19 protein-coding genes are annotated in these 24,873 nt (G+C 65.4%); 8 read left to right on the top strand and 11 right to left on the bottom strand.

Annotated elements, in window-relative coordinates:
• Window positions 1–37: 37 nt before the first annotated feature.
• From ACT9T4_RS02185 to tagH, 11 genes are all read right to left on the bottom strand, one after another.
• On the bottom strand, window positions 38–1,738 hold the full coding sequence (locus tag ACT9T4_RS02185; protein ID WP_499115307.1) for a formylglycine-generating enzyme family protein: 1,701 nt from the start codon (window positions 1,736–1,738) through the stop codon (window positions 38–40).
• Entirely contained in the window at window positions 1,731–2,927 is a 1,197-nt protein-coding gene (locus ACT9T4_RS02180) for an ABC transporter permease (RefSeq protein WP_499115305.1), read from the bottom strand. Before ACT9T4_RS02180 ends, ACT9T4_RS02185 begins: the two co-directional genes overlap by 8 nt.
• On the bottom strand, window positions 2,927–3,643 hold the full coding sequence (locus ACT9T4_RS02175; protein ID WP_179539624.1) for an ABC transporter ATP-binding protein: 717 nt from the start codon (window positions 3,641–3,643) through the stop codon (window positions 2,927–2,929). The genes ACT9T4_RS02180 and ACT9T4_RS02175 overlap by 1 nt, the downstream gene beginning before the upstream one ends.
• Complete coding sequence (locus tag ACT9T4_RS02170; protein ID WP_499115303.1) at window positions 3,643–6,672, bottom strand: serine/threonine-protein kinase; 3,030 nt, start codon at window positions 6,670–6,672, stop codon at window positions 3,643–3,645. The genes ACT9T4_RS02175 and ACT9T4_RS02170 overlap by 1 nt, the downstream gene beginning before the upstream one ends.
• Window positions 6,673–6,829: 157 nt before the next feature.
• Window positions 6,830–7,558: a PP2C family protein-serine/threonine phosphatase gene (locus ACT9T4_RS02165; RefSeq protein ID WP_179539622.1), complete on the bottom strand. Its 729-nt coding sequence runs from the start codon at window positions 7,556–7,558 to the stop codon at window positions 6,830–6,832.
• Window positions 7,555–8,214, bottom strand: a complete 660-nt coding sequence (tagF, locus tag ACT9T4_RS02160) for a type VI secretion system-associated protein TagF (RefSeq protein WP_042552516.1) — start codon at window positions 8,212–8,214, stop codon at window positions 7,555–7,557. Before tagF ends, ACT9T4_RS02165 begins: the two co-directional genes overlap by 4 nt.
• Window positions 8,211–11,729, bottom strand: a complete 3,519-nt coding sequence (gene tssM, locus ACT9T4_RS02155; protein ID WP_179539621.1) for a type VI secretion system membrane subunit TssM — start codon at window positions 11,727–11,729, stop codon at window positions 8,211–8,213. Before tssM ends, tagF begins: the two co-directional genes overlap by 4 nt.
• The gene (locus tag ACT9T4_RS02150) at window positions 11,726–13,075 is read right to left on the bottom strand and encodes a DotU family type VI secretion system protein (protein WP_042553507.1); all 1,350 of its coding nucleotides are present in this window, start codon (window positions 13,073–13,075) and stop codon (window positions 11,726–11,728) included. Before ACT9T4_RS02150 ends, tssM begins: the two co-directional genes overlap by 4 nt.
• 6 nt (window positions 13,076–13,081) lie before the next feature.
• The gene (tssK, locus tag ACT9T4_RS02145) at window positions 13,082–14,416 is read right to left on the bottom strand and encodes a type VI secretion system baseplate subunit TssK (protein ID WP_179539620.1); all 1,335 of its coding nucleotides are present in this window, start codon (window positions 14,414–14,416) and stop codon (window positions 13,082–13,084) included.
• A gap of 14 nt (window positions 14,417–14,430) precedes the next feature.
• The gene (gene tssJ / locus ACT9T4_RS02140; RefSeq protein ID WP_042553509.1) at window positions 14,431–14,898 is read right to left on the bottom strand and encodes a type VI secretion system lipoprotein TssJ; all 468 of its coding nucleotides are present in this window, start codon (window positions 14,896–14,898) and stop codon (window positions 14,431–14,433) included.
• Window positions 14,899–14,950: 52 nt separating this feature from the next.
• The gene (gene tagH, locus ACT9T4_RS02135; RefSeq protein ID WP_499115299.1) at window positions 14,951–16,483 is read right to left on the bottom strand and encodes a type VI secretion system-associated FHA domain protein TagH; all 1,533 of its coding nucleotides are present in this window, start codon (window positions 16,481–16,483) and stop codon (window positions 14,951–14,953) included.
• Between the two features lie 352 nt (window positions 16,484–16,835).
• On the opposite strand from tagH, the gene tssA reads away from it, so the two are divergent.
• The 8 genes from tssA to tssG all read left to right on the top strand — a co-directional run bounded on the left by tssA (window position 16,836) and on the right by tssG (window position 24,869).
• The gene (gene tssA / locus ACT9T4_RS02130) at window positions 16,836–17,873 is read left to right on the top strand and encodes a type VI secretion system protein TssA (protein WP_042553511.1); all 1,038 of its coding nucleotides are present in this window, start codon (window positions 16,836–16,838) and stop codon (window positions 17,871–17,873) included.
• An 87-nt stretch (window positions 17,874–17,960) separates the two neighbouring features.
• A complete protein-coding gene (gene tssB / locus ACT9T4_RS02125) occupies window positions 17,961–18,479 on the top strand; it encodes a type VI secretion system contractile sheath small subunit (RefSeq protein WP_042553512.1) in 519 nt (172 codons plus the stop codon).
• Window positions 18,480–18,491: 12 nt separating this feature from the next.
• The gene (gene tssC, locus ACT9T4_RS02120; protein WP_499115297.1) at window positions 18,492–19,982 is read left to right on the top strand and encodes a type VI secretion system contractile sheath large subunit; all 1,491 of its coding nucleotides are present in this window, start codon (window positions 18,492–18,494) and stop codon (window positions 19,980–19,982) included.
• A gap of 73 nt (window positions 19,983–20,055) precedes the next feature.
• The gene (locus ACT9T4_RS02115; RefSeq protein WP_042553514.1) at window positions 20,056–20,544 is read left to right on the top strand and encodes an Hcp family type VI secretion system effector; all 489 of its coding nucleotides are present in this window, start codon (window positions 20,056–20,058) and stop codon (window positions 20,542–20,544) included.
• 170 nt (window positions 20,545–20,714) lie between these two features.
• A complete protein-coding gene (locus tag ACT9T4_RS02110) occupies window positions 20,715–21,515 on the top strand; it encodes a type VI secretion system accessory protein TagJ (RefSeq protein ID WP_042553515.1) in 801 nt (266 codons plus the stop codon).
• Window positions 21,503–22,018, top strand: a complete 516-nt coding sequence (gene tssE, locus ACT9T4_RS02105) for a type VI secretion system baseplate subunit TssE (RefSeq protein WP_042553516.1) — start codon at window positions 21,503–21,505, stop codon at window positions 22,016–22,018. Before ACT9T4_RS02110 ends, tssE begins: the two co-directional genes overlap by 13 nt.
• Window positions 22,015–23,874, top strand: coding sequence for a type VI secretion system baseplate subunit TssF (gene tssF, locus ACT9T4_RS02100; protein WP_042553517.1), 1,860 nt, complete (start codon window positions 22,015–22,017; stop codon window positions 23,872–23,874). The genes tssE and tssF overlap by 4 nt, the downstream gene beginning before the upstream one ends.
• A complete protein-coding gene (gene tssG, locus ACT9T4_RS02095) occupies window positions 23,838–24,869 on the top strand; it encodes a type VI secretion system baseplate subunit TssG (RefSeq protein ID WP_499115294.1) in 1,032 nt (343 codons plus the stop codon). The genes tssF and tssG overlap by 37 nt, the downstream gene beginning before the upstream one ends.
• The last annotated feature ends 4 nt before the right edge of the window (window positions 24,870–24,873 follow it).

The raw sequence follows: 24,873 nt of genomic DNA, 5'->3' as shown, positions 1-24,873 counted from the left end.
ATGCCCGGCATCCATCGTTGCAGTGCTGCTGCCGCTATCAGGGCGCCAGCAGCTGTTTCAGAATCACTTCGGCGTCGGCCTTGCGGTTCTTGCGGTATTCACCGACATGTCGCACGAACAGCGTAGCCCGATTCACCAGACTTTTACCCAGTACCGGCTTGCGCGCCAGCTCCTCCTTGGTGCGCTGGAACTGCGCCTGGATGACCGCATTGCTGTAACGCGTGCCGTTGTCCAGGTTGTCGATGTAGATCGCCAGCGCACCGTCCAGCGCACTGCGACCATTGGCCATCGCCGCCTCGAACAGTTTCGCCGAGGCTTCATCCTTGGCACTGCGAGCTTCGTCACGGCTCTTGCGTAAATTGGTCAGGCGAATGTTGTAGTTGTTGATCGTCTCGGCCACCAGCGCCGCCGACTGGATCAGGTTGCCTGCCGCATCCTCGCGCTGCTTGGCGATCAGCGACACGCTGCGCTTGAGCTCCTCGTTGACGATCGCCAGGCGATCACGCAGTTGCGGATCGTCGCTGTTGGCGATCAGGCCATCGAGTAGTTTGGTGGCGTCCTGTTCTTCGTCGATCTCGTCGGTGAGCGTACTCACTCGTCCTTCGTCCTTCCATTGCGCAAACAGTTCCTTGTAACGCGAACGCGGTGCCGACAAGGCACCGATGGAAACACGGAAGCCGGTGGTTTCGTTGCGCTGCTCGGTACCGTCGGCAGCGAATAGCGGGTACTCGCGGCGCATGCCGGTGAACAGGGTCATTTCCCCTTCCAGGTAGTTGCCGCCCTTGACCACGAAGCCGCCGTAGGTGCCATGGCGGCGCCCTGCGTGCACCAGCTGGAACGACTCCTGGACCATCTCCGCAGCGTTGCCGACCACGTCGAACAGGCCGACCGGGTTGGGCTTCTTCAGGCCAATGGGCAATAGCCGCGCGTTCTGCCCGGTACCGCCGGATACCTGATTGAACACCGCCCAGTCGCCAAGCGGCCCGTCGCTGTCGCTGCCCTCCACCGGGCGTGGAAACAGACGCGCCTCGAGTTGCTGGCGGCTGACCGCATGACCGCCTCGGGCCGCGTATTCCCACTCCACTTCGGTCGGCAGACGCACGAAGCCCTGGCCACCGTCTTCGCGATTACCGCTACGACCACTGACCGGTAGCAGGTCACGATGATGCTTGAGCAACCAGGCGCTGTAGACCGCCGCGAAACGCTCGGCGTCGAATCGCGACAGATTGACCTTGGGCAGCCGACCCGCCATTCCGGACGGCGCCTCGCAGGCCGGCGCCTCGCCCTCTCCGGCCAGCGCCGGGGCCTGGGCCATGACCAGATCGTACTGACGCTGGGTCACTTCGTACTTGCCGATGAAGTACAGCATCGGCTTGAGCGGCGTCACCCCGTCGGCCTTGGGCAGCTCACCGCGGACGTGGGCCTGCCAGTCCTTGGAGAGGTCGCCGAGGGTGAACTGACCATTGATGTAGTCGCGTCGGTAGCCCGAGATGAACGACTGCTGATAGCCCGGTTCACCTTCGCTGAAGGGGTAGCCGAGGGTCACCTCACGGTCGTCCAGCGAGCCCTTGGCAAGCACGTAGACATGCCGGAAGACCATCTGCCCCTCGCAGGGCAGCGGCAGACTGACGTCACCCTTCAACGGCTTGGGATTGTAGAGCGGGTCGGCATCCGCCTCGGCCCGGGCGACACCGGTGAAACAGCATAGAACCAGCGCGGCACTCAGCACCTTATACATGACGCAATCCTTCCGAGGCTTCCAGGTAGGCCGCCCGCCAGCCACCGGCGGCCGCCGCGAGCATGCAGCACAGCAGCGTTGCCAGTGCCGCCAGCAGGTAATGAGAGAACAACAGTCGGCAAGCATATTCGCCGGACGCCGACTGGAACAGCAGATTCAGGCCGCTCGCCGCGATGCCGTACAACAGCGCCGACAGCAGCAGGCTGGCAATCCCGGTGTACAGCGCCTGCAGGACCACGAAGGCGACCAGCGCTGCCGCCGGAAAACCCAGCAGACGCAGTACCGCCAATTCATGACGCTTGCGCTCCACTGCGCCCAGGGTACTGGCGGTGAGTGCGGCGAAGGCTCCGGCCAGGGACAGACAGGCCACCGACCAGAAAATCCACGCCAGGTTGCGGCTCAGGGTACGGACCTGAGCCACCGCTTCGGCCTGGGTCACCACGGCCTGCCGCGCCTGCTGGAAATGCAGGCGCAGGCTTTCCACACCATCGAGATCACGGGCATACAGGCGAAAGCCGGGGTAAACCCGCTCCGACCGCGCCATGGCCTGCGCTCCCGGCCAGCCGAAATCGGCGACCGCCAAGCCATCACGATAATCCTCCACCGCTTCCAGCAGCGGCAATGCGGCGAACAGGGCGTCGCGCGAGAATGCTGCCAGCGGCAGTACCGCCTGCACCTGCAGGCGGGCACGCGCGTATTGCGGCGCGCCCTGCACGGTACGCCCGAAGCCTGCCTCGAGGGTGTCCCCCGCAGTGACGCCGAGTTTCTCCGCCGCGCTCTGGCTGAGCAGCACGGCGTCCCTGCTGGCCGGCGCAGGCAAGGCGCCGAGCAGCGGATCGCCGACTGCAGTCGGCAGCATTTCCACGGTGATGGCCTGCCCCGCGCCCTGCAGCTCGGCGGTAGCGGCGATCTGCCGGGTTCGCGGAATCACGAAGGCCACGTCGTCACGCCGGGCCAGCGCCTCGATGGCCTGCAGGCTGTAGCGGGCACCGCCGAGCGGAATGACTTCGCGCACGCCGGGGTCGCGCTCCAGGCGCTCGGTGAGCGTCGTCACCAGGCCGAACTTGAGGCCGAACAGCACCAGCAAGGGTGCGATGACGGCCGCCAGGGCGAGGATCGCGCACCAGGACAGGCGCGCATCGCAGCGATAATCCTGCCAGGCCAGACGCGCGAACAGGGCCAGGCGCATCAGCCCGCCTCCCCCAGCCGTGCAGCCACCAGGCCGTCACTGCGCTGCTCCACCGTCAGGCGCATGGGTGTCAGCCCGTAGCGCACGGCCAGCGCTTCGTCGTGGGTGGAGATCACCAGACACAGGTCACGCACCGCCGCCTGCTCGACCAGCAGGTGCATCACCCGCTCGGCGTTCAGTGGGTCGAGCGATGCGGTCGGTTCGTCGGCCAATACGATGGCGGGACGATGAGCCAGGGCGCGGGCGATACTGACGCGCTGCCGTTGACCGACGGAAAGCCGTCCCGGCTGCCGGTCGAGCAGATCGGCAATGCCCAGTTGCTCGGCCAGTTGCTCGACCGCACCGTCCATTGGCAGCCCCAGCAGTTCGCGGGGTAGCTGAATATTGCCGCGTACATTCAGAAAGCCGAGCAGCCCGCCGGTCTGCAGCACGTAGCCGAAGGCGCGAGCGCGCAGTTTTGCCAGCTCGTCATGCCGACCAAGACGCCACAGCTCGGCGAGGTCGAGAGACTGCACGCTGTCGTCCCAGCGCAGACTGCCGCCCGAGTCAGGCGACAAGGCCAGCGCCAGCAGATCGAGCACCGTGCTCTTGCCACTGCCGCTGGGGCCGATCAGGGCGATCCGCTGTCCGGCGCGCAACCCCAGAGCGGGAATTTCCAGGCAATAGCGCTGCCCTTCGCTCCCACGGGTCTTGCTGATCGCGCCAAGGGTGAGCATCAGGGCAGGGTCGACAGGGGCACGCGATACAGCGCGTCTCCCGGAGCCGCATCGCCGAAACGCACCCAGTTGGCGGTGTCGTTGTGGAAGGTCTCGTAGAGCTGGATCTTCGAATCCAGCTCGTCGATGAAATCCTCCTGCTCGGCCACGCTGAGCGACAACCACAGATCCTGGCTCATGTTCAGCACCTTGCTGCGATAGGGCAAACCATCCAGGTACTCACCCAGCACGCCGCTCTGGGCCAGGTTGCCGCCCTTGACCATGGCCGACGGATCGCGACTCATATGGGCACTGGCGCTGGCGATCTCCTGGAAGAAGTCCTTCGGCGAGCTCTGCGTGCGCCGCGCCGCATCGACCACCATGCGCAGCGACTGCTGCAGGTCGTTGAGCTGCAGCTTGGTCAGCAGCACGCAGACCTGGAAGGCCGGCAAGGCAGGATCGGTGATGTCACGATCGCTGGTCCACGCAGTGACCACCTGGGGCGCCCGCGCCTCGGCCTGGTGACCGAGGAAGTCCATGTGCATGGCGTAGCCGACCGCCGCGGACTTGTCGGCGATGCTGGCACCGCCCTTGGGTTCGGGCAGGCTGTTGTCGGTGCGCACCTGATGCACCAGATCGGCGAAGGCGCTGCCGATTTCCGTCACGCTGTTGCCGAAGGCGTTCACGTCACCGCCGGCCACCGGAACGTACAGGTCGCCGATGCGCGGGTTGGGGTCGGCGGTGAGGCTGCGGTACTGCTGCTCGGCAAAGCCGTGATTGCGCTTGCCGGTGGCGGTCTTCAGGTGCAGGGCATAGATCTTGATCTGCTTGCGCAGTGCCGCCTCGCGCACTTCCGCCTCGTTCATCTTGGTCAGCCCCAGCGGATCGCTCTTGCGCAACGCCCCGGCATCGCTGACCAGCAGGATCAGGCGGCCGCCATAGCCATTCCAGTCCATGTCATCGACGGCCTGCATGACGCCGGCGAAGGCGTCCTCGTTGAAGTCATGACTGGACACGTCGGTGGCCTTGATCTGCTGCGCCAACTGCAGAAAACGCTCGGGATCACGCCCCTGCTCCAGGGATACCAGGGTCTTAGCGGTGTACTCCAGGCCCGGCGTCTTGGCGGTATTGCTGCGGAAACCGACCATGCCGAAGCTGACGCTGTCCAGATCGCCACGGCTGGCGATCTGGCCCTGTAGTTCGTGGACGACGTCGCGTACCCGGTCGATATAGGGCTGCATCGACACCGAGGTGTCGACCACCAGCACGATGGCCGTTCTGAACCCCTCCGGGCCTGCCACTGGCGCGCCTTCACCCTGGTTCTGCGGGGCGTTGCCGGGGTCGATGGAGGCGACGTTGAGCAGTTGCATCGGCTGGCCGTTGGCGTCGAAGGTTTCTTCCGAGTCGAAGATCGGCAGCAGGTAGAACTGGTCCTGCGGTACCGCACTGCCACCCGGCTCCACCGCCACCACATTGTGGCCGGTACCCTTCAGCGCTTCACGCAATGCCTCGCGAGCGCGGGCCGGCTCGGCCAGCAGTTGCTCCAGAGCCGAGGCGTCGCGCACGAACATCACCGGGGCACGACCGGAGCGCTCGGTGAACTTGAGCACCAGGCTCTGCTTCCAGTCGCTCACCGCCGTGGCGGGCAGCCAGCCATCGCGGCGGCCGTCGCTGGAGGCACCGATCTGCAGCCACGGCTGGCCGTCGATGTCCTGCCGGGCATACACATAGAACACCGAAAACGCCGGCATGTCCTTGCCGCTGCTGGCACCCGCCGTCTCGACCAGCTTGGCGCCGGGTTTGCTCAGCACGCGCTGGAACAGGGTTTTCTTGCCTGGCATGAGCAGCGGGCGATCACCACCATCGCTGTCCGCCACCGCCGAGATCGGGCCAGCCTCGCCACTTGGCGGGGCCAGGGGCTGAGCGGGCTCGCCGGCTACCGGCGGCGAGGCTGGCGGCGCGCTGTCGGAGCCGAACAGCCAGTAACCACAACCGGCCAGCAACAGCACGCCAGCCAGGGAAGCGCCGAGAATCAGCGGCGTCCTGCTGGAGCCCGCGTTGCCTTCACGTACCGACGATGCCAACGGCGAGGGCTGCGGGCGCGGTGGCGGCACGGCGGTATCCGCCGCCGGTGCATGGGTCGGTATGTCCACGGAAACCGCTGCCAGCGGCGGCACGCTGGTATCGCCCTTGACCTCGGCGACGGGTGGCAACACCAGCGGCTGGAACAGGGTGGCATCGTCGGTGGCAGCGGCTGGCACCTGCAGGCGATCGAGCGCGGCAATCAACTGCGCCGCATCGGCGAATCGCTCGTTGGGATCCTTGGCCAGCAGGCGTTCGAGAATCGGCTGGTAGCGGCCATGCACCATGGGCAGCGCGGGCAACGGCTCGGTCAGATGCGCCAGGGCCGTGGACAGCGAATCGCTGCCGATGTAAGGCAGCTTGCCGGTGAGTATTTCGTACAGCACCACGCCGAGGGCGTAGAGATCGGCACGGCCATCGATATCCAGACCACGGGCCTGTTCCGGGCTCATGTAGCTGGGCGTACCGACGGCGAAACCGGCCTGGGTGAACTGGGTACGGTCGTCCAGCGCCTTGGCGATCCCGAAGTCGCTGAGCACCGCCGTACCGTCAGCGCGAAACAGGATGTTGGCCGGTTTGACGTCACGGTGAACCATGCCCTGGGCATGAGCGTAACCAAGGGCAGAGGCGATCTGGCGAATCCACACCAGCCCCTGATCGATGCTCAGGCCCGCGCTGATGCGCTCCTTGAGGGTACCGTTGGGCAGGTATTCCATGGCCATGTAGTAGAGGCTACCGACATTGCCGATGTCGTGGATGGTCACGGTATTCGGATGCGACAGCCGCGCCAGGGTCTTGCCCTCGCGCAGGAAGCGCTCGCAGAAGGTCGGGTCCGCGGCCAGCGAGGCCGCCATGATCTTCAGCGCGACCTTGCGGTCGAGGGAACGCTGTGTAGCCAGGTAGACCACGGCCATCGCACCATCGCCCAGCTCGCGTTCGATGTCGTAACCCGGTATTTGCATGTCCATGCTATCGGTCTTCCGAGGCCACCCCGAGAGACTCGGGCGCGGCAGCTATTTGAATGTTTGGCAGATCAGTGTGCAGCGGGCGCCCATCGAGCATTTCGACGGGCTGCCTGGCCAGCCGGTGAAAACCACCTGCTTCGCCAAGGTCTTCACCAGCCCGTCAGGCGGCCTTGATCACCACGGCGGTAATATTATCCGGAGCGCCTCGGGTCAAGCCAAGGTGTACCAGGCTGCGCACCATCTGGTACGGATCCTCGTGCCCCAGCACCTCGCGCAATTCGTAATCCTCGACCGTCTTGTTCAGGCCATCGCTGCAGAGCAGAAAGGTGTCGCCCGGTCGCACGTCCAGGCGTGCGCTTTCCAACTGCAGGTCATCCTGCACGCCCAGGGCACGGGTGACGATATTGCCCATGGGGTGGCTGCGCGCCGCCTCTTCGTCGAGCAGGCCGCTGTCGACCAGTTCCTGAACGTAGCTGTGATCCCGGCTGATCGGTTGCAGGTCACCGTTGCGCAGCCGATACAGGCGGCTGTCCCCGGCCCACAGGCACAGCGCTTCGGCACCCCGCGCGGCAAGCACCACCACGGTGCTGCCCATGGTCGCCCCACCACGCTTCTCGGCCTCGATGCGCACCTGCTGATTGACGTGATCGAGGGTGTCGATCAGCGCCCCTTCATAGGTGCTCAGGACGGCGCTGGGCGGCAACGCACGCAGACTGTCGATGATCAGGCTGCTGACGTAATCACCGCTGGCGTGCCCGCCCATGCCGTCGGCGACAGCCCACAGGCCGTTGTCCGGGGCATCCAGGCAGGCATCTTCGTTGATCGTGCGCACCATGCCGACGTGGGTATGGCTGGACGAGTGGTATTGGGTAACGCTTGACGGACTCATGCCTCGCCTCCTGCGGACTCGCTGAGCAGGCGACAGAACGCCTCGGCCGGGGGCAAGCCGGCGAACCGCACCAGGCCGGGCGCGACACGCTCGGAACCGCGCCCCCACCACAGGCTGGCGCCGCTGCAGGCGTGCTGCATCAGGGCCAGGCCTCGCGCTCGCGGATTATCCACGGCCCAGATCGCCGCCCCGCTGGCATCCTGGCGCTGGGCGCTGCCGATCGCCAGCAGCGGACTGCCAAGGGTGCCTACGCCGCGCTCGAAGGCATCGGCATCGGCATCGGCTTCCAGGGTCGAGAGCAACAGCGCCTCGGCACGCTCGAACCAGTCGTCGCTGTCGCTGAGCAGGTGACCGATATCGGTCTGTGCCGGCAGCGGCAGGGCGATGGTCAGGGGAAAGTAACGACCGACGCGGTCGACGCTGGGCATCATCACCCCGCAAACGGCTTCCTGGCCAAGCAGGCCCGGCGCGATCGCGAAGCGCCAGAGCGGGCTGACCAGATAGGCATCCAGCCAGGCTTCGCCCAGGGTTTGCCGACTGGCGGTGAGGCCAGCCGTCAACCAGTTGTCCCAGGCTTCGATGAAGCCCGGCGCAAGACCGCGATGAATGAAATCGCCACGTACGGCCAGCTTGCCGTAGAAACCCGGGTTACTCACAGACGCTCCGGCAGGGTGAAACCGCTGACGACCTGGCGGCGGAATGGATTGAACGCACTGCTGGCCCGCAGCTCGCTGGAAATGCTGGCGTTGTCGACGCGCATGCGCAGGGTGAATCGATCGGGTGAATTCCCCTGGGCGAGATCCGACTGATCGAGCAGTCGGAACCAGGCCCAGGGCCCCTCCAGGGTGATCCCCGAACGCCCGGTGACCGAGGCCGGCGAAATGTTCAGACGTACCACCCCGGTGCCGTTGCTGCTCGGCCACTGCATGGCGACCGGCCTGGCCGGGCCGTGGTCGTAACTGAACTGCTGGCCATCGAGGTCAAGCTGGAACTGCTCGATGCTGGAGTCCATCGCCACCGGCCTCAGCTCGAAGCGCACCATCGGCTGGGTACCACCGGAACGGAAGAACGCCTCGCGAATGCTCGCTGCACGCTGGAAGGTCTGCAGCACGCCGCTGCCGATGCCGAGCTTCTGCGCAGCGCCGGGCTGCCAGCGCCAGGTGCTTGCCGAGGTATCCACATAAGGTTGCAGGTACTTGCGGAAGTAGCTGTCGAGCACCCCGCCCTGGCCGAAGAAATGACCGAAATCGTCCAGGGTCGCATCACGGCTGCTGCCACGGTCCAGCGGGTAACGCCCGGCCAGGGACTGGCGGTACACCGACACCACCTCGCTCATCCAGGCGGCATTCAACTGGTTGCGGATGCCGCCCATCATGGTGCCGGTGGTCGAGCCGACCACCGACTTGAGGAACCCCTGTACCAGCGGTGGCTGACGCTCGGCACTCAGGCGCACCTGATCGGCAGCGGCCGTGGTCTGGTTGCGCGACTCGCCCAGCAGTGCCTCGCCACTGGCGCCACTCATGGCGCTGACCTGCACATAGAGTGCGTTGAGGTCCTGCAGCAGGGCATCGATGGCTGGCGTCTGGCCGTCCGTGTCTTCGACCAGACCGTTGAGTTCGGCGAAGTGCGCGGTGATCGGATCCATTTCGCTGGCCAGGGCATTGACCACACCCTCCTCCGACTGGCCTACCAGGGAACCGAGCTGCTGCTTGAGGCGGTCGACGGTATCGTCACCACGCGCCTTGAGCTTCTCGGCGACCAGACGTTCCTCCTTCTGCAGATCGGTCTCCTTGGCGACCGCCTGAAGCAGCTTCTTCAGCGGCGACGCCGGCCCCGACAGCACGCGCAGCACGTCCGCCGCCTGGGCCACGCTGGTCACCGGCACGAAGTCGATATCGGCGAGCAGCGCATCCCATTGAGCCATGTAGTCCTGCACGTAAAGACGCCGGACCTCCAGCGCCAGAGCGGCGGCATCCTGTCCATCGTCCAGGCTGCGACCGAGGACCCACTGCTCCTCGGCCAGGGTACCGGCCTGGCTGACGCTGCCGACCAGAAAGGCCTCACGGTAGCCACGCTGGGTATAGAAACCGCTGAGCGGCTCGTTGAGCGGCTTGCCACTCTTGCGGGTGAACACCAGCGCGGCATCACGGCCGGCGGCATCGCTGAGACGGAAGTCCGCGATGCCCTCGGGCAGCTTCTGGCGCTTGACCCGGTCATAGGCGCGCTGCGCCACGGACAGCCGCTGCAGACGCCGACGCACGTCCTCGACCAGATTCTCGTCGAGGCGCACCACCGGTGGCTGACGGTCATACAATGCGGCCAGATGCTGATTCAGTGCCTCGCGCTGCTCCGGCAGCAGATCCCGCGGCAGGCTGCGATCCCAGTCGAGGGCGATCCAGGCCTTGATGAAGTCGGCATCGTAATGCTCGGACTCGCCGAGCATCAGGTAAGCCTTGAGGCCTTCGTAAAGGAAGTCCGAGTTGCCCCCGGTGCGCAATTGCTCTTCCAGCCGCGCCAGCACCCGCGGCGCCATGACCGCGATCAGCAGCTTGCGGTAGACGCTGGACGCTTCGCTGTCGAGCATGTCGCCCTGGTAGAGGCCAAAGCCCTCGGCCCAGCCCGGCGCATCGCCACTGACATTGCGGATGGCATTGAGCAGCGGTTGCACCGCCAGAACGTCGCGCTGTGCCGGGCTGAGCGCCTGCAGCTCGCCACGCAGCGGCTGCACGCGGGCATCCACGGCGGCGATGTAGGCCTGGTTGGCACGGAAGCTGGCGAACCATACCGCCGCAGTGCCGAGCACCAGAATCACGCTCGCTGCAATGACGCCTCGTGCCAGCCAGCGCTTCTGCCGCTCCACCTTGGGGTTGGCACCGACCAGGCCGCGTTCGCCGAACACCACGTCACGCAGCAGGCGTTCGATGAAGTAGCTGCGCCCGGTACCGGTCTGACGGGCCAGGTGCTGACGGTCGAGGCTCATGCTCTGCGCCATGGCACCGATCAGACGGTCGATCGGGCTGCCTTCCTGGGTACCGCTGGTCAGATAGACGCCGCGCAGCAGCACGCGCTCTTCATAAGGGTTGGGCTTGAACACGCCGTCGAGGAAGCCGGCCAGCGCTTCACGCAGCGCGGCGAACTGCTGCGGGAAACCATAGATCAGGTCGCGCCGCGCAGGGTCGCGCTCCTGTTGCAGGCGCTCGACCAGGCGCTCGTTGAGGCGCAGTTCCAGCGCATCGAACTCGCTGCGAAATACCTGCAGCGGGCCCTCGGCACTCTTGCCATCGTCGAGGTTGAAGGTCATGCCCCAGACCTGAGCACGCTCTTCCTTGCTCAGGCCGTCGAAGAACTCCATGAAGCCGGGCACCAGGTCCAGCTTGGTCAGCATCACGTACACCGGAAAGCGCACGCCGAGCTGGGTATACAACTCCTGCACACGGGCGCGGATGGCCACGGCGTGCGCCGCCCGCTCGCTTTCGCTGCCGAGCAGCAGATCGGACAGGCTGATGGCGACGAAGGCACCATCGATGGGCCGACGCGAACGCTGCTTTTTCAGCAGGTCGAGGAAGCCCAGCCAGGCGGCCTTGTCGACTGCGGCATGGCTGTCCTGAGTGGTGTAACGCCCGGCGGTGTCGAGCAGCACGGCCTCGTCGGCGAACCACCAGTCGCAGTTGCGCGTGCCGCCGACGCCGCGTACCGCGCCGCCGCCCATCTGCTCGGCCAGCGGGAATCGCAGCCCGGAGTTGGCCAGCGCGGTGGTCTTGCCGGAACCGGGCGGGCCGATGATCACGTACCACGGCAACTCGTACAGGTTGCGCCGCTCACCGCCGCCCAGCTTGGCGCGCTTGAGCAGGCCCAGGGCTTCGTCCATGCGCTGACGCAGGGTGGCCAGCTCTTCCGCGGTGGCCACGCTGGTCGGGTCCGGTGCAACGTCCACCAGGCCCTGCATGACCCTGGCCGCATTGCGACGCGCCTGGATAATGCGCAGCACCCGCCAGGCCGCCCACAGGGCGAACAGCAAAATGATCAGGGTCCAGCGCGCGGTGCTGCTGGCCAGCGGTTCGAAACCGCCGATGGCGATCAGCGGACCGACGAACCAGATCACCAGGCTCAACGCCAGCAAACCCAAAACCGGCATGACCCAGCGGGCCATGAAACCGAAAAACGCCTTCACTCGACGCCCTCCGCAAAGACTGTGATTTCGACCCGGCGGTTACGCGCGCGGCCCTCCGCCGTAGCGTTCGAAGCTTTGGCTTCGGTGTCGCTGCGTCCCTCGGCACGGAAGCGCTCAGGCTGGCCGGTCTTGGCCGCCAGCACGTCCATCACCTGCTGAGCGCGATCCTGAGAGAGTTTCCAGTTGGACGGATATCGCAGCGTCGCGATGGGCTGGTTGTCGCTGTGCCCGGTCACCAGCACCTGGCCGTTGACCTTGCGAACGGCTTCGGCGATGCGCAGCAGCAGCGGCTGGAAGTCATCGGCGATCGAGGCACTCCCGGAGGCGAACAGCTGATCTCCGCGGATGGTCACCACGGAACGGTCGACGGCGTCCTCCACCGCGACCTTCTGCGCGCGAATCTCTTCGGCCAGGAAGCCAGCCAGGCGTGGACGCTCGACGACGCGCGGCTGCTGGGCCGGACGGTCGATGGTCTGCACCGGCACGTCGCCAAGGGCGTGCAGATTGCGAAACACCGGCTCGGCTTCGGCAGCCAGTTTCATGCGCAAGCCGAACAGCAGCAACAGCAGGATCGCCAGGCCAATGGCGACCGCCACCCACGGCGGCAGGAACTGGCGCAGGCGGTCACGGGCGACCACCAGACCGCGCCAGTGCGGCGACAACTCGCGTTCGATCTCGCCCCGCGTGCTGCGAATGGTCGCGCTGACCCGCTCGCGCAGCGCGTCGAGCTGGCTGCGGCCATCCTGCATGACCCGGTAACGACCTTCCATGCCGAGGCTGATGCACAGGTACAGCAGCTCCATCAGGTTCAGGCGCTGGCGGGGGTTCTGCAGGCAATGGTCGAGCAGTTGGAAAACCTTCTCGCCCCCCCAGGCCTCGTTATGCAGGGTGATCAGCAGGCTCTGCTTGCTCCAGTCACTGGCGCTGCCCCAAGGCGTGCTGAGCACCGCCTCGTCCAGCGCGGTGCAGAGCACGTAGCGCGCCAGCATCACCTCATCCTGAGCGACTCCGGCGGCTCGCGCCTTGTCTTCGAACTGGCGCAGGTAGCCGAGCAGTTGCGCTCGCAGGCTGGCCGGCGCGGGATGGGAGATGGTGCTGCGCAAGCGGGTAAGCAGCGCCAGCATCGGCCCGGCGGCGGCCTCGATGGGATTCAGGCCAAGCCCCCGTGCGGCCAGTGGCGGTGCACTGGGCATGGCGGGCGGCGGCGAACCGGCGGAGGTCGGCCGCGAGGGCTCGGCGCCGCGGCCACCTGGCCGCGGCATGATCATGGTGCGGTCGTTGCCCGCCTGGTCGTGTCCTTTGCCGGGCTGGCCGGGCAAGGCGCCAAATGGATCGTCGATGGTCATCGCGCGTCAGCCTCGGATGGCCCAGAAGGCCAGGTTCAGGCCAGGGAACTGGCCAGCGATATGGAAAGCGAAACCGCCGGAATGGATCAGCTGCTTCCAGTGGTCGCTGCCCCGATCCAGTTCGAAATAATTGGAGCCGGCGTGATACGGCAACTGCCGTGGTGCGACCGGCAGGGGCAACAGGCCGATGCCCGGCAACTGCAGGTTGACCAGGTCGCGGATGTGCTCCACGGAGCCGATCTTCGCCTGCTGCGGGAAGTGCCCACGCAGGCTCTCGCCCGGAACGTCCGCACGGACCACCAGGATGAAGCTGGCGGAATCGAGCAACGACTTGTCCGCCAGCATCGCCACGTGTACGCCGTAGGATTTCTCGATGATGGGGATGGGGATCGCGCGGCTGTCGATGACCATCGACAGCGCCTGACGCAAAGCCAGCATCACCGGCGCGAACGTGGTGGTCAGGTCGTCGTGCTCATAGACCGGGTATTCGCCCGGTCGCCGTTCGCTGGCCGTGAAAGTGGCGAACTCACCGGCCAGCGCCACCAGCTCGCGGTACAGCACTTCCGGATGCAGCGGCGTGATGCGTGCCAGGTGCGCCACCAGCGGCTGTGCGCGGTTGACCAGTTGCAACAGCAGGAAATCGGCGATTTCCGACGCACCACCGGCACCAGAGGCGACCACCCGACCAGCCAGGGCCTCGCCACGCTGATGCAGCAGGCCGAGCAGTTCGTTGCGAAACGCCGAGAGTGCCCGCGAGGCGCTGACGTCGAGCAGCGGCGGGATGTAACCATCGTCCAGCAGCAGGCTGCGGTCTTCGCGCTTTTCCACCACGCGCACGACACCGATGGCCGCGTGCTCGTCGAGGCCGTCACGCTCGGTGATCAGGCGCAGGGCCAGGGAGCCGATGGCCACCGGCGCACGGCTCTCGAGGGAGGCGTTGTCGTCACGGACCTCGTGCACGCTGCTCTGATAGCGGGCCGAGCCCAGGCTCTCGCCGCTTTCCACGGTGTCGCGCACGCCGGCGCGGCGCAGCGGCAGGGCCAGGTAGATCACCCCGTCACGCAGGCTGTCATCGATATTGAGCGGAGCCGGCGCCGCATCGTTCTCGGGAATGTTGAACGGCGTGCCATCGGGCAGCAGGCCCCGCGCGGACAGAATCGCCAGCTTGCCCTGGGTCAGCAGCGCGCTGTCGATGAGCAATTGCGAAAAGCCCCAGGCACCGGGTTGCGAGGCATGGTTGCGGCCCTCGACCAGGGTTTCGATATAGCGATCCTGCTGCTGGAAGTGCTGCGGACGCAGGAACATCCCCTCCGACCAAACCACACGATTGTTCCAGGACATGAACGGGTCTCCAGTCACTCAAGAGGGGTCAGCGGCGTGGCGCTGATGGCATAGGCGTCCAGCTGCAGGCGCAGGGCGCTTGCCTGATGGGCCGGAATTTCGATGACCTGGCGCCAGATCGAACGGTCGAGGGCGCGATAGGCCACGACCACGCCAAGGTGGCGAGTGGCCTCGTCCAGGGTCAGCGACTTGCGCTGGTTTTCGCCGGGACGCACCACGAAACGATCATGCTCGATCAGCTCGCCGGCCAGGGTGGCGTCGGCACGATCGACCAGCGAGAAGAAGTCGGCACGGGAAAAGGTCGAGGCGTTGCGCAACTGGTAGACGTGCACCCATACCGGCGCGGCGGCGCCTTCGAGCGCCGGGTTGAGATCGCGGCTGGCCTGCAGCTGCAGCTCGACGGTGGTGGGTACCGGCTTTTCCGGCCCGGACGCGCAGGCGCCGAGCAACAGGAAAACCAGCAGTGTCAGAATCCTTGGCATAACGCTTCCTCAATGATTGCAGCAGGCCCGCGAGTGCGCGGGCCGAATGATCTCAACGGCCCCGCAAGCGTGCGATGTGCTCCTCGTAGGCGCGGCTGAACTCACGACCGAACAACTCCTGAAAACCATCTTCGGCCTCCTGGGAAATGGTCGCGTAGAGCTCGGTGAACAGTTCCCAGTAATGGGCACGACGGCCATTTGGCAACAGTGCCGAGAGCCCGCTCGGCTTGTTCAGACGCCCTTCCAGCTCGCGCGGTTCAAACCGTGCCAGCAAATATTTGATGGCAGCCTGAACGCCAGCCATCAGCGCCAACTGGTGGGCGCGCAGATCGTCGAAACTCTCGCCGACCGCCTGATCGGGCGCCATGAAAGCCTGATTGTCGTGACGCAGCAACATCAACAGCGCTTCATCGACGTTGGGCGCGAACTTCAGCGGGTTGTTCTGTACGGGCTGGATCATGGTCTGCGCCATGCGGAACTCGCCCTTGAGGCTGGCCCGCGCACGCAGCACGTCGATCAGCCCTTCGACCATCAACCGGTAACTGCGCCCGATGGCCTCCATCTGCGCGGCAGCCGCGGCACGATCCAGGCGCAGATGCTGCAGGCCGGCACCACGCAGGAACGCCTCCATCAACTCGCCATCATCAATGGCAGCCGGCGTGGCAGGTGCAGGTGCAGGTGCAGGTGCAGGTGCAGGTGCAGGCTGGGGCACCGCGACCGGCTCGCCAAGCGGTAACGGCTGGACCTGCTGCACCGGCGACTCATCCACGACGAAGGGAGGGATTTCCACTGCCGGCATCGGTGGCAATTCGGCGAACGGGTCCGGCACCTCCATGGCGTCGACACTGGGCGGTTCGGCGAAAGGATCGGGCATCGGCTGCGCTGCCGATGCGGCGCGAAGGTCGGCAAAAGGGTCCCAATCGTCCGGAATCACCGAAGCCGGTGCGGTGACGGGCGCAGCAGGAGCCGCGACCACGGCAGGTGGCGGCTGTGACGGTCGCGGCGGGCGAAAATCGTGCTGCTGGGCCGGCACATGGTCGGATACCGATGGCGCCACGGCTGCCGGAGGGCTGAGGAAGTCGAACAGATCCGGCTTGGTATCGAATGGCGAATCACGCCGTGGTGTCGGGCTCACGGGCGCTGCCGGGGCGTTCACCGGTGGCATCTCGAGAGGCTGAGCACTGCGGCTCAGCAACGCCTCGAAGCTGTTGAACGGATCGTCCGGGGCGTTACCGCTCGCTACCGGCGCCGCGGCCAGGGCAATGCCGCTGATCTGCACACGGATCTCGTATTCGCCGATCTTCAGCACTTCGCCATCTTCCAGAGGCTCACTGCTGCCGCGACGCAAACGCGTACCAGCGGTCTGCAGGATCACCCCGTTGGTACTGGTATCGGTGATGTAGTAGATGCCGTCGCGGTACTGGATCACGCAGTGCTGGCTGGACACCAGCCGCTCGGGATCGGGCAGCACCCAATCGTTACCGGCGCTGCGCCCTATTTTCAGCTCACCCCGATCGAGCTCGACCTCGGCCCGCTGTCCGGGCGTCAGTTTGTGATAGGTGGTGATGACCAGACGCAGCGGCATTGCGGCTCCTTGCAGTGCGGTAAAAAAACCATGTTCTTCGAGGGGTGTCGATATGCCAAACGCACTATTTTTTGCCCTTGGCCAATACTGTTCAATGCCCAAGCGGGCATATATTTCGAAGCGGTTGTGAGTCACTGCACAGAAGAAGGAAATACTGTGCCTCATGACAGTTTCTACCGCCTTGCCCTCGCTTGACAATGATCTGAGAGCACTCGGAGAATGATCCGGATTAGCATCGAACCCTGCCTGAATAGTGGCATTTTGCCGCTTTATGTGATGAATCCAGTCTGACGGGCAGCTCGCCGTCACTGCTTCATTTCGACTTCCAGGCCTGACATGGAGAGCACCTGACGTGGTGGATGTGTCGCACTTGCTCAACGCAGTATCCGACGAAAACCCATGCGGGGAAGACCTCGAATACGATGCCGATTTCCTCGAACTGGAGCGCCTGGCGCTGGGCCAGCCGGAACGCCAGATGGGCCAGTCGGTCATCGCCGCCGAACCGCCGGACTGGCGTCAGGTACGCGAACGCGCCAGCGAACTGTTCGCCCGCAGCAAGGATCTGCGCCTCGCCAACCTGTACCTGCAGAGCGCCATCGCCCTCGAGGGCCTGAGCGGCCTGGCACAGAGCCTGACGCTGGTTCGTGAGCTGCTGACCCAGTATTGGGACGGTGTCTATCCGCAGCTGGACGCCGACGACGACAACGACCCGACCATCCGTATCAACGCCCTCAACGCCCTGAGCGCCGAGCCGGTGATCGTCCTGCTGCGCGAAGCCAGCATCACCCGCTCGCGCGCCTTCGGCTCGGTGAGCATCCGTGCTGCCCTGAACGCCGCGGACCTGCAGCGTTTCTCCAGCGAGACGCTCTCCGCCGACCAGTTGCGCGGCGCCTTCCTCGACACCGATGCCGAGCTGCTCGACAGCACCCGCACCGCCCTCGACGAAGCCAGCGCGGCGCTGGCCGATATCGAGGGCCTGCTCAGCGAGCGGGTCGGCTCGGCACAAAGTGCCAACCTCGAAGTGCTCAAGCAGGTACTGCGCCACACTCGGCAGATCTTCAACGACCAGGCACCCGCCGCAGGCAACGACTCATCATTTGCCGATGACGCTTACCAGCAGGCCGACGAACAGCCTTCGCAGGGTGCAGCAGAACACACAGCGCGCCAGGCGCCGGCAGCACCGGGACGCATAGCCAGCCGCGACGACGTGCTGCGCACGCTCGATCGTCTGCTGGAATATTACGCCCAGCACGAACCTTCCAGCCCGGTGCCGGTCTTACTGACGCGCGCGCAGAAGCTGGTCACCGCAGACTTCGCGGAAATCGTGCGCAATCTGATTCCCGACGGTATGTCGCAGTTCGAAAACCTGCGTGGCCCCGAATACGACTAACGTGCGGCGGATCTTCAGGGAAGCCCCACGCACATCGCTACCGGCCTATGGCCGACGAAGCCAGTGCACATGCACAGGAGGAGCAACATGAGCAGCAATACCAGCAGCCAGAAATTCATCGCGCGCAACCGCGCCCCGCGGGTACAGATCGAATATGACGTAGAGCTGTACGGTGCCGAGAAAAAGGTGCAGCTGCCCTTCGTCATGGGCGTGATGGCCGATCTGGCCGGCAAACCCGCCGAGCCCCAAGCCGCCGTGGCCGACCGCAAGTTCCTGGAAATCGACGCCGACAACTTCGACTCGCGCCTCAAGGCCATGAAGCCGCGCGCGGCCTTCCACGTGCCCAACGCACTGACCGGTGAAGGCAACCTGAGCCTCGACATCACGTTCGAGAGCATGGACGACTTCAGCCCGGCCGCCATCGCCCGCAAGGTCGACTCGCTGAACCAGTTGCTCGAAGCCCGCACTCAACTGGCCAACCTGCTGACCTACATGGACGGCAAGACTGGCGCAGAAGAGCTGATCATCAAGGCGATCAAGGATCCGGCGCTGCTGCAGGCACTGGCTAGCGCGCCCAAGCCCCAAGACAACGAGCCGCAAGCTTAAGAGGACGTCCCGATGGCCCAGTTGATTCAGGATTCCGCGCAAGCGGCCACCACCGAACAGACCAGCGAGTTCGCTTCGCTGCTGCTGCAAGAATTCAAACCCAAGACCGAGCGCGCCCGCGAAGCGGTGGAAACCGCCGTACGCACCCTGGCCGAACACGCACTGGGCAAGACCGACCTGATCTCCGATGACGCGATCAAGTCCATCGAGTCGATCATCGCGGCGATCGATGCCAAGCTGACCGCTCAGGTCAACCTGATCATGCACCACCCGGACTTCCAGCAGCTGGAAAGCGCCTGGCGTGGCCTGCACTACCTGGTCAACAACACCGAGACCGATGAGCAGCTGAAGATTCGCGTGCTCAACATCTCCAAGCCCGAACTGCACAAGACCCTGAAGAAATTCAAGGGCACCGCCTGGGATCAGAGCCCGATCTTCAAGAAGCTCTACGAAGAGGAATACGGTCAGTTCGGCGGCGAGCCTTACGGCTGCCTGGTGGGCGACTACTATTTCGACCAGTCGCCACCCGACGTCGAACTGCTCGGCGAAATCGCCAAGATCTCCGCGGCCATGCACTCGCCGTTCATCTCCGCCGCCTCGCCGACAGTCATGGGCATGGGTTCCTGGCAGGAGCTGTCCAACCCGCGCGACCTGACCAAGATCTTCACCACCCCCGAGTACGCCGGCTGGCGCTCGCTGCGTGACTCCGAGGACTCGCGCTACATCGGCCTGACCATGCCGCGTTTCCTGGCTCGCCAGCCGTACGGTGCGAAGACCGATCCCGTCGAAGAGTTCGCCTTCGAGGAAGAAACCGACGGCGCCGACAGCAGCAAGTACACCTGGGCCAACTCGGCGTACGCCATGGCGGTCAACATCAACCGTTCGTTCAAGCTGTACGGCTGGTGCTCGCGCATCCGTGGCGTGGAGTCGGGCGGTGAAGTGCCGAACCTGCCGGCGCACACCTTCCCCACCGACGACGGTGGCGTGGACATGAAGTGCCCGACCGAAATCGCCATCTCCGACCGCCGCGAAGCGGAACTGGCGAAGAACGGTTTCATGCCGCTGCTGCACAAGAAGAACACCGACCTGGCGGCCTTCATCGGCGCCCAGTCGCTGCACAAGCCGGCCGAGTACGACGATCCGGACGCCACCGCCAACGCCAACCTGGCGGCGCGCCTGCCGTACCTGTTCGCCACCTGCCGCTTCGCTCACTACCTCAAGTGCATCGTGCGCGACAAGATCGGCTCGTTCAAGGAACGCGACGAGATGCAGCGCTGGCTGCAGGACTGGATCCTCAACTACGTCGACGGTGATCCGGCGCACTCCACCGAAACCACCAAGGCCCAGCACCCGCTGGCCGAAGCCGAGGTGGTGGTCGAGGAAATCGAGGGCAACCCCGGTTACTACAGCTCCAAGTTCTATCTGCGCCCGCACTACCAGCTCGAAGGGCTGACCGTGTCGCTGCGCCTGGTATCCAAACTGCCTTCGGCCAAGGGGGCCTGAGGTTCGTCACTGTGGCGTCCGCTCTCGCGGACGCAGTTGAAACAGAGTGGCAAAAGCCACGAAAGGAGGAATGATGGCTGTTGATATGTTCATCAAGATTGGCGACGTCAAGGGCGAGTCCAAGGACAAGACCCATGCCGACGAAGTCGATGTACTGGCCTGGAGCTGGGGCATGAGCCAATCCGGCTCGATGCATGTTGGTGGTGGCGGCGGTGCCGGCAAGGTCAACATTCAGGATCTGTCGCTGACCAAGTACGTCGACAAGTCCAGCCCCAACCTGATGATGGCCTGCTCCAGCGGCAAGCATTATCCGGAAGCCAAGCTGACCATCCGCAAGGCCGGTGGCGATTCTCAGGTCGAGTACCTGATCATCACCCTGAAGGAAGTCCTGGTGTCTTCCATCAGCACTGGCGGTAGCGGTGGCGAAGACCGCCTCACCGAAAACGTCACCCTGAACTTCGCCCAGGTTCTGGTCGACTATCAGCCGCAGAAAGCCGACGGCGCCAAAGACGGCGGCCCGGTCAAGTACGGCTGGAACATCCGCCAGAACGTCAAGGTGTAACACCCGCCCGAGCTTCGGGCGTACATCGATGCCCGGCACCACGCCGGGCATCGATGGTTTTGACCATAGCGAATTTCAATGGTCCGTAGCTCGCCTGCCCACAGGGCGAGGGCCGCGGGCCTCATGGCCATCGCCCTGCAGCGATGGCCGCGCCAGTACAGGGAACGACGATGACTGCCGAAGAACACCTGCGTAACGCAAGGCTCGACGAGGCACTGAAGGCGCTGCAGGATCAGGTGCGGGCGCAACCCGCCAAGGCGGAGCTGCGGGTCTTCCTGTTCCAGCTGCTGGCCGTGATGGGCCAGTGGAGTCGCGCCCAGAACCAGCTTAAGGTTGCCGGCGACCTCGATGCCGCCTGCCTGCCCATGGTGCAGACCTACAGCACCGCGCTGAACTGCGAAGCACTGCGTGAGAACGTGTTCGCCGGGCGTACCTCGCCGGTAGTCCTCGGCCAACCCGCCGAGTGGGTGGCACCGCTGATCCTGGCACTGGAGCAGGATGCCCAGGGCAACGCCGATGCCGCCCAGAGCCTGCGCGACCAGGCCTTCGAAGCCGCGTCAGCGGTACCGGGCCAGCTCGATGATGCCCCCTTCGCCTGGCTGGCCGATGCCGACCCGCGCCTGGGCCCGGTACTCGAGCTGATCGTCAATGGCCGCTACGTCTGGCTGCCCATGGAAAACATCGCCAGCCTGAGCCTGGAAGCGCCCAGCGACCTGCGTGACCTGGTCTGGTTGCCGGCTCAGGTGACCCTGACCAATGGCGGCAGCACCGTGGCGCTGATTCCCAGCCGTTATCCCGGTAGCCACACCAGTACCGACGGCGCGGTGCGTATGGCGCGCAAGACCGAATGGCAGGACAACGGCCTGCCACTGGGCCAGCGGCTGTTCGCCTTCGATCAGGGTGAACAGGCGCTGTTCGATGTCCGCACACTGAGTTTCGAGCACGGGAATGCAGCGGCATGGCCGACCTGAAACGTCAGGAGCGCCTGCAACCTGCGCTGCTCGATCGCCTGCTCGACGACGATCCGGGCAACCCGGTGGAAAGCGTCGACAAGCGCGTGCTGACGCTCAACCAGTTGCGCGCTTCGGTGCTGCGCGACCTTGCCTGGTTGTTCAACACCGTCGCACCGCTGACCAGCGATGACGAGGCGCTGACCCGGGCTGGCAGCTCGGTGGTCAATTTCGGCCTGCCGCCGCTGGCGGGGCACAGCGCCTCGAGTATCGATATCCAGGCGGTGGAACGCCTGCTGACCAAGGCCATCGCCGACTTCGAACCACGCATCGTGCGCGCCTCGCTGCGCGTGCGCGCCCGCCAGGAGGCCGAGGAGATGAGCCACAACTCCCTGAGTTTCGAGATCGAAGGCGACCTCTGGGCACATCCCATGCCGCTACGCCTGCTGCTGACCACCGAGCTGGACCTGGAAACCGGCCACGTTCAGGTATTACCCGCCGACGCATCACGGAGACGACGATGAACCCGCGCCTGCTCGGCTACTACAACCAGGAACTGCAACATATCCGCGAGAGCGCCGAAGAGTTCGCCGGCGAATTCCCGAAGATCGCCAGCCGCCTGACGCTGTCCGGCGTGGAGTGCGCCGATCCTTACGTGGAGCGACTGCTCGAGGGCTTCGCCTACCTGACCGCACGAGTCCAGCTCAAGCTCGATGCCGAGTACCCGACCTTCACCCACAACCTGCTGGAGATCGCCTACCCGCACTACCTGGCGCCGACCCCGTCGATGACCGTGGTGCAACTGTGCGCCGATCCCAACGAAGGCTCTCTGAGTAGCGGCTTCACCCTCGAACGCGGCGCATCGCTACGTGGCCTGCTCGGCAGCGAAGCCCAGACCGCCTGCGAATACCGCACCTGCCAGCCAGTCACGCTATGGCCGCTGGAAGTGACCCAGGCCAGCTATTTCGGCAACCCGACGACGCAGCTCGGCCGCCTCGCCGCCAGCGAGCCCGGTGCCAAGGCCGGTTTGAAACTGCGCCTGCGCACTGGCGCCGGCCTGCCCTTCAATGCCCTGGATCTGGATACCCTGACGTTCTTCCTGCACGGCGCCGACGAGCAACCCTTCCGTCTTTACGAACAATTGCTCGGCAATGCCTGTGCCCTGTTCGTGCGGGCGGTGGATGGTTCGTGGGTCGAGCGTCTGCCCCCCGACAGCCTGCGTCCACGGGGTTTCGACGACCAGGACGCGGCACTGCCGGTGGTGCCCCGAGCGTTCCAGGGCTATCGCCTGCTGCAGGAATACTTCGCCCTGCCGAACCGTTTCCTGTTCGTCGAACTGACCGGGCTCAAACGCGCCGTGCAGCGCAACGCCAGCCAGGAGCTGGAGATCGTGGTGCTGTTCAATCGCCTCGACAACAGCCTGGAAAACAGCATCGGCGCCGAGCAGTTCCGCCTGTTCTGCACTCCGGCGATCAACCTGTTCGCCCGGCGCGCCGACCGCATTCACCTCAGCGACCGTGTCCACGAACATCAGATCATCGCCGACCGCACGCGCCCACAAGACTTCGAGATCCATTCGATCACCGAAGTCAGCGGCCATGGCAGCGGCCCGGAGCAACCGTTCCAGCCGTTCTATGCCGTGCGCGACCCTTCGCGCTATGGTCGCGAACAGGCCTGGTACAGCCTGCGCCGCGAGCCTCGCGTGCTGTCGAGCAAACAGCGTCGCAACGGCCCGCGCTCCACCTACATCGGCAGTGAGACCTTCATCTCCCTGGTCGACGCCAACCAGGCACCCTATCGTCACGATCTGCGCCAACTGGGCATCGCCGCACTGTGCACCAATCGCGACCTGCCGCTGTCGATGCCGATCGGCGGGACGCGCAGCGATTTCACCCTGGAGGACAGTGCGCCGGTGGTCGCGGTGCGCTGCCTGGCCGGCCCCAGCCGACCGCGCGCCAGTCGCGCCCATGATGCCAGCGCCTGGCGCCTGATCAGCCAGCTGTCGCTCAACTACCTGTCGCTCAGCGAACAGGGCCAGGGCGCCGCCGCCCTGCGCGAGCTGATGCGCCTGTACGGCGACGCTGGCGACAACGCCCTGCAGTTGCAGATCGACGGCCTGCGTCAGGTCAGCAGCAAGGCCTGCACGCGACGCCTGCCGATGCCCGGGCCGATCGTCTTCGGCCGCGGCCTGGAGATCGGCCTGGAGTTCGACGAGAACGCCTTCCGCGGTACCGGGGTGTTCCTGCTCGGCTCGGTGCTGGAGCGCTTCCTGACACGTTACGTATCGATCAACAGCTTCACCGAAACGGTGCTGCGCACCACCGAGCGGGGCGAAGTGATGCGATGGAGGGCCAAGCCCGGATGTCGGCCGACCCTGTAAACACGCTGGCGGCGATGGCCGATGCGCCCTGGAACTATGACTTCTTCCAGGCCATGCGGCGCATCGAGTGCGAATACCCCGAACGCCCGCGCCTCGGCCATTCCGTGCGCCTGGTCGACGACCCGCTGCGTCTCGGCCAGAAGCCGGACTGCGGTTTCGCGCCCTCGACCCTGGCCAGCGTCATCCACGACAGCACCGGCACACCGCGCATCGAGCAGTTCTTCTTCGGTCTCACCGGGCCCAACGGCCCGCTGCCGCTGCACCTGACCGAACACGCCCGCGAGCGCCAGCGGCACCACGGCGACGCCACGTTCAAGCGCTTTCTCGACGTGTTCAATCATCGCCTGCTGACCCTGTTCTACCGCGCCTGGGCCGAGGCACGGCCCACCGTCAGTCAGGATCGTGCAGGCGATGACTACTGGTCACCACGTCTCGGCGCGCTGTCGGGCCGAGGCATGCACAGCCTCATGGGCCAGGGCCCGATCGACGACGCCGCACGCTATTACTTCACCGGCCACCTGGCCGCGCAGACCCGCTATCCGGACGGCCTGCAGGCGATCCTCAGCGAGTACTTCGGCGTGCCGGTGGCTCTCGAGGAATATGTCGGCCAATGGTTGCAACTCCCCGAATACAGCCGCCTGGGCGCCTCGACCTGCACCCTCGGCGTGGACCTCTGCCTGGGTACCCACGTGTGGGATCGGCAACACAAGTTTCGCTTGCGCATGGGCCCGTTGAGCCTGGCGCAGTACCGACGTTTCCTGCCGGATCAGCCCCTGCTCGCCGAGCTGGCGGCCTGGGTGGCCGAATACGTCGGTGAAGAACTGGACTGGGACACCAATCTGGTGCTCAAACAGGAGGAAGTACCGCAGGCCAACCTGGCCGGCGATTACCGACTCGGCTTCGATACCTGGCTCGGCACGCCCGACCAGGATGCAAAGGATCTGCTGCTGGCACGACAGCATGTCGTCAGCCAGCCGCTCCATACCCCGAATTAGAGGA

Source organism: Pseudomonas sp. SZ40, from assembly GCF_052958135.1.
This window is presented reverse-complemented; position numbering and strand designations above follow the sequence as displayed.

Excerpts from the sequence above, each read along its gene's own strand:
- ACT9T4_RS02185 (WP_499115307.1), bottom strand. The coding sequence starts at position 1,738 with ATGTATAAGGTGCTGAGTGCCGCGCTGGTTCTATGCTGTTTCACCGGT.
- tssC (WP_499115297.1), top strand. The coding sequence starts at position 18,492 with ATGGCCCAGTTGATTCAGGATTCCGCGCAAGCGGCCACCACCGAACAG.
- ACT9T4_RS02170 (WP_499115303.1), bottom strand. The coding sequence starts at position 6,672 with ATGGACATGCAAATACCGGGTTACGACATCGAACGCGAGCTGGGCGAT.
- ACT9T4_RS02150 (WP_042553507.1), bottom strand. The coding sequence starts at position 13,075 with ATGACCATCGACGATCCATTTGGCGCCTTGCCCGGCCAGCCCGGCAAA.
- tssB (WP_042553512.1), top strand. The coding sequence starts at position 17,961 with ATGAGCAGCAATACCAGCAGCCAGAAATTCATCGCGCGCAACCGCGCC.
- ACT9T4_RS02110 (WP_042553515.1), top strand. The coding sequence starts at position 20,715 with ATGACTGCCGAAGAACACCTGCGTAACGCAAGGCTCGACGAGGCACTG.
- tssE (WP_042553516.1), top strand. The coding sequence starts at position 21,503 with ATGGCCGACCTGAAACGTCAGGAGCGCCTGCAACCTGCGCTGCTCGAT.
- tagH (WP_499115299.1), bottom strand. The coding sequence starts at position 16,483 with ATGCCGCTGCGTCTGGTCATCACCACCTATCACAAACTGACGCCCGGA.
- ACT9T4_RS02180 (WP_499115305.1), bottom strand. The coding sequence starts at position 2,927 with ATGCGCCTGGCCCTGTTCGCGCGTCTGGCCTGGCAGGATTATCGCTGC.
- ACT9T4_RS02175 (WP_179539624.1), bottom strand. The coding sequence starts at position 3,643 with ATGCTCACCCTTGGCGCGATCAGCAAGACCCGTGGGAGCGAAGGGCAG.
- ACT9T4_RS02115 (WP_042553514.1), top strand. The coding sequence starts at position 20,056 with ATGGCTGTTGATATGTTCATCAAGATTGGCGACGTCAAGGGCGAGTCC.
- tssG (WP_499115294.1), top strand. The coding sequence starts at position 23,838 with ATGGAGGGCCAAGCCCGGATGTCGGCCGACCCTGTAAACACGCTGGCG.
- tssJ (WP_042553509.1), bottom strand. The coding sequence starts at position 14,898 with ATGCCAAGGATTCTGACACTGCTGGTTTTCCTGTTGCTCGGCGCCTGC.
- tssK (WP_179539620.1), bottom strand. The coding sequence starts at position 14,416 with ATGTCCTGGAACAATCGTGTGGTTTGGTCGGAGGGGATGTTCCTGCGT.
- tssF (WP_042553517.1), top strand. The coding sequence starts at position 22,015 with ATGAACCCGCGCCTGCTCGGCTACTACAACCAGGAACTGCAACATATC.
- ACT9T4_RS02165 (WP_179539622.1), bottom strand. The coding sequence starts at position 7,558 with ATGAGTCCGTCAAGCGTTACCCAATACCACTCGTCCAGCCATACCCAC.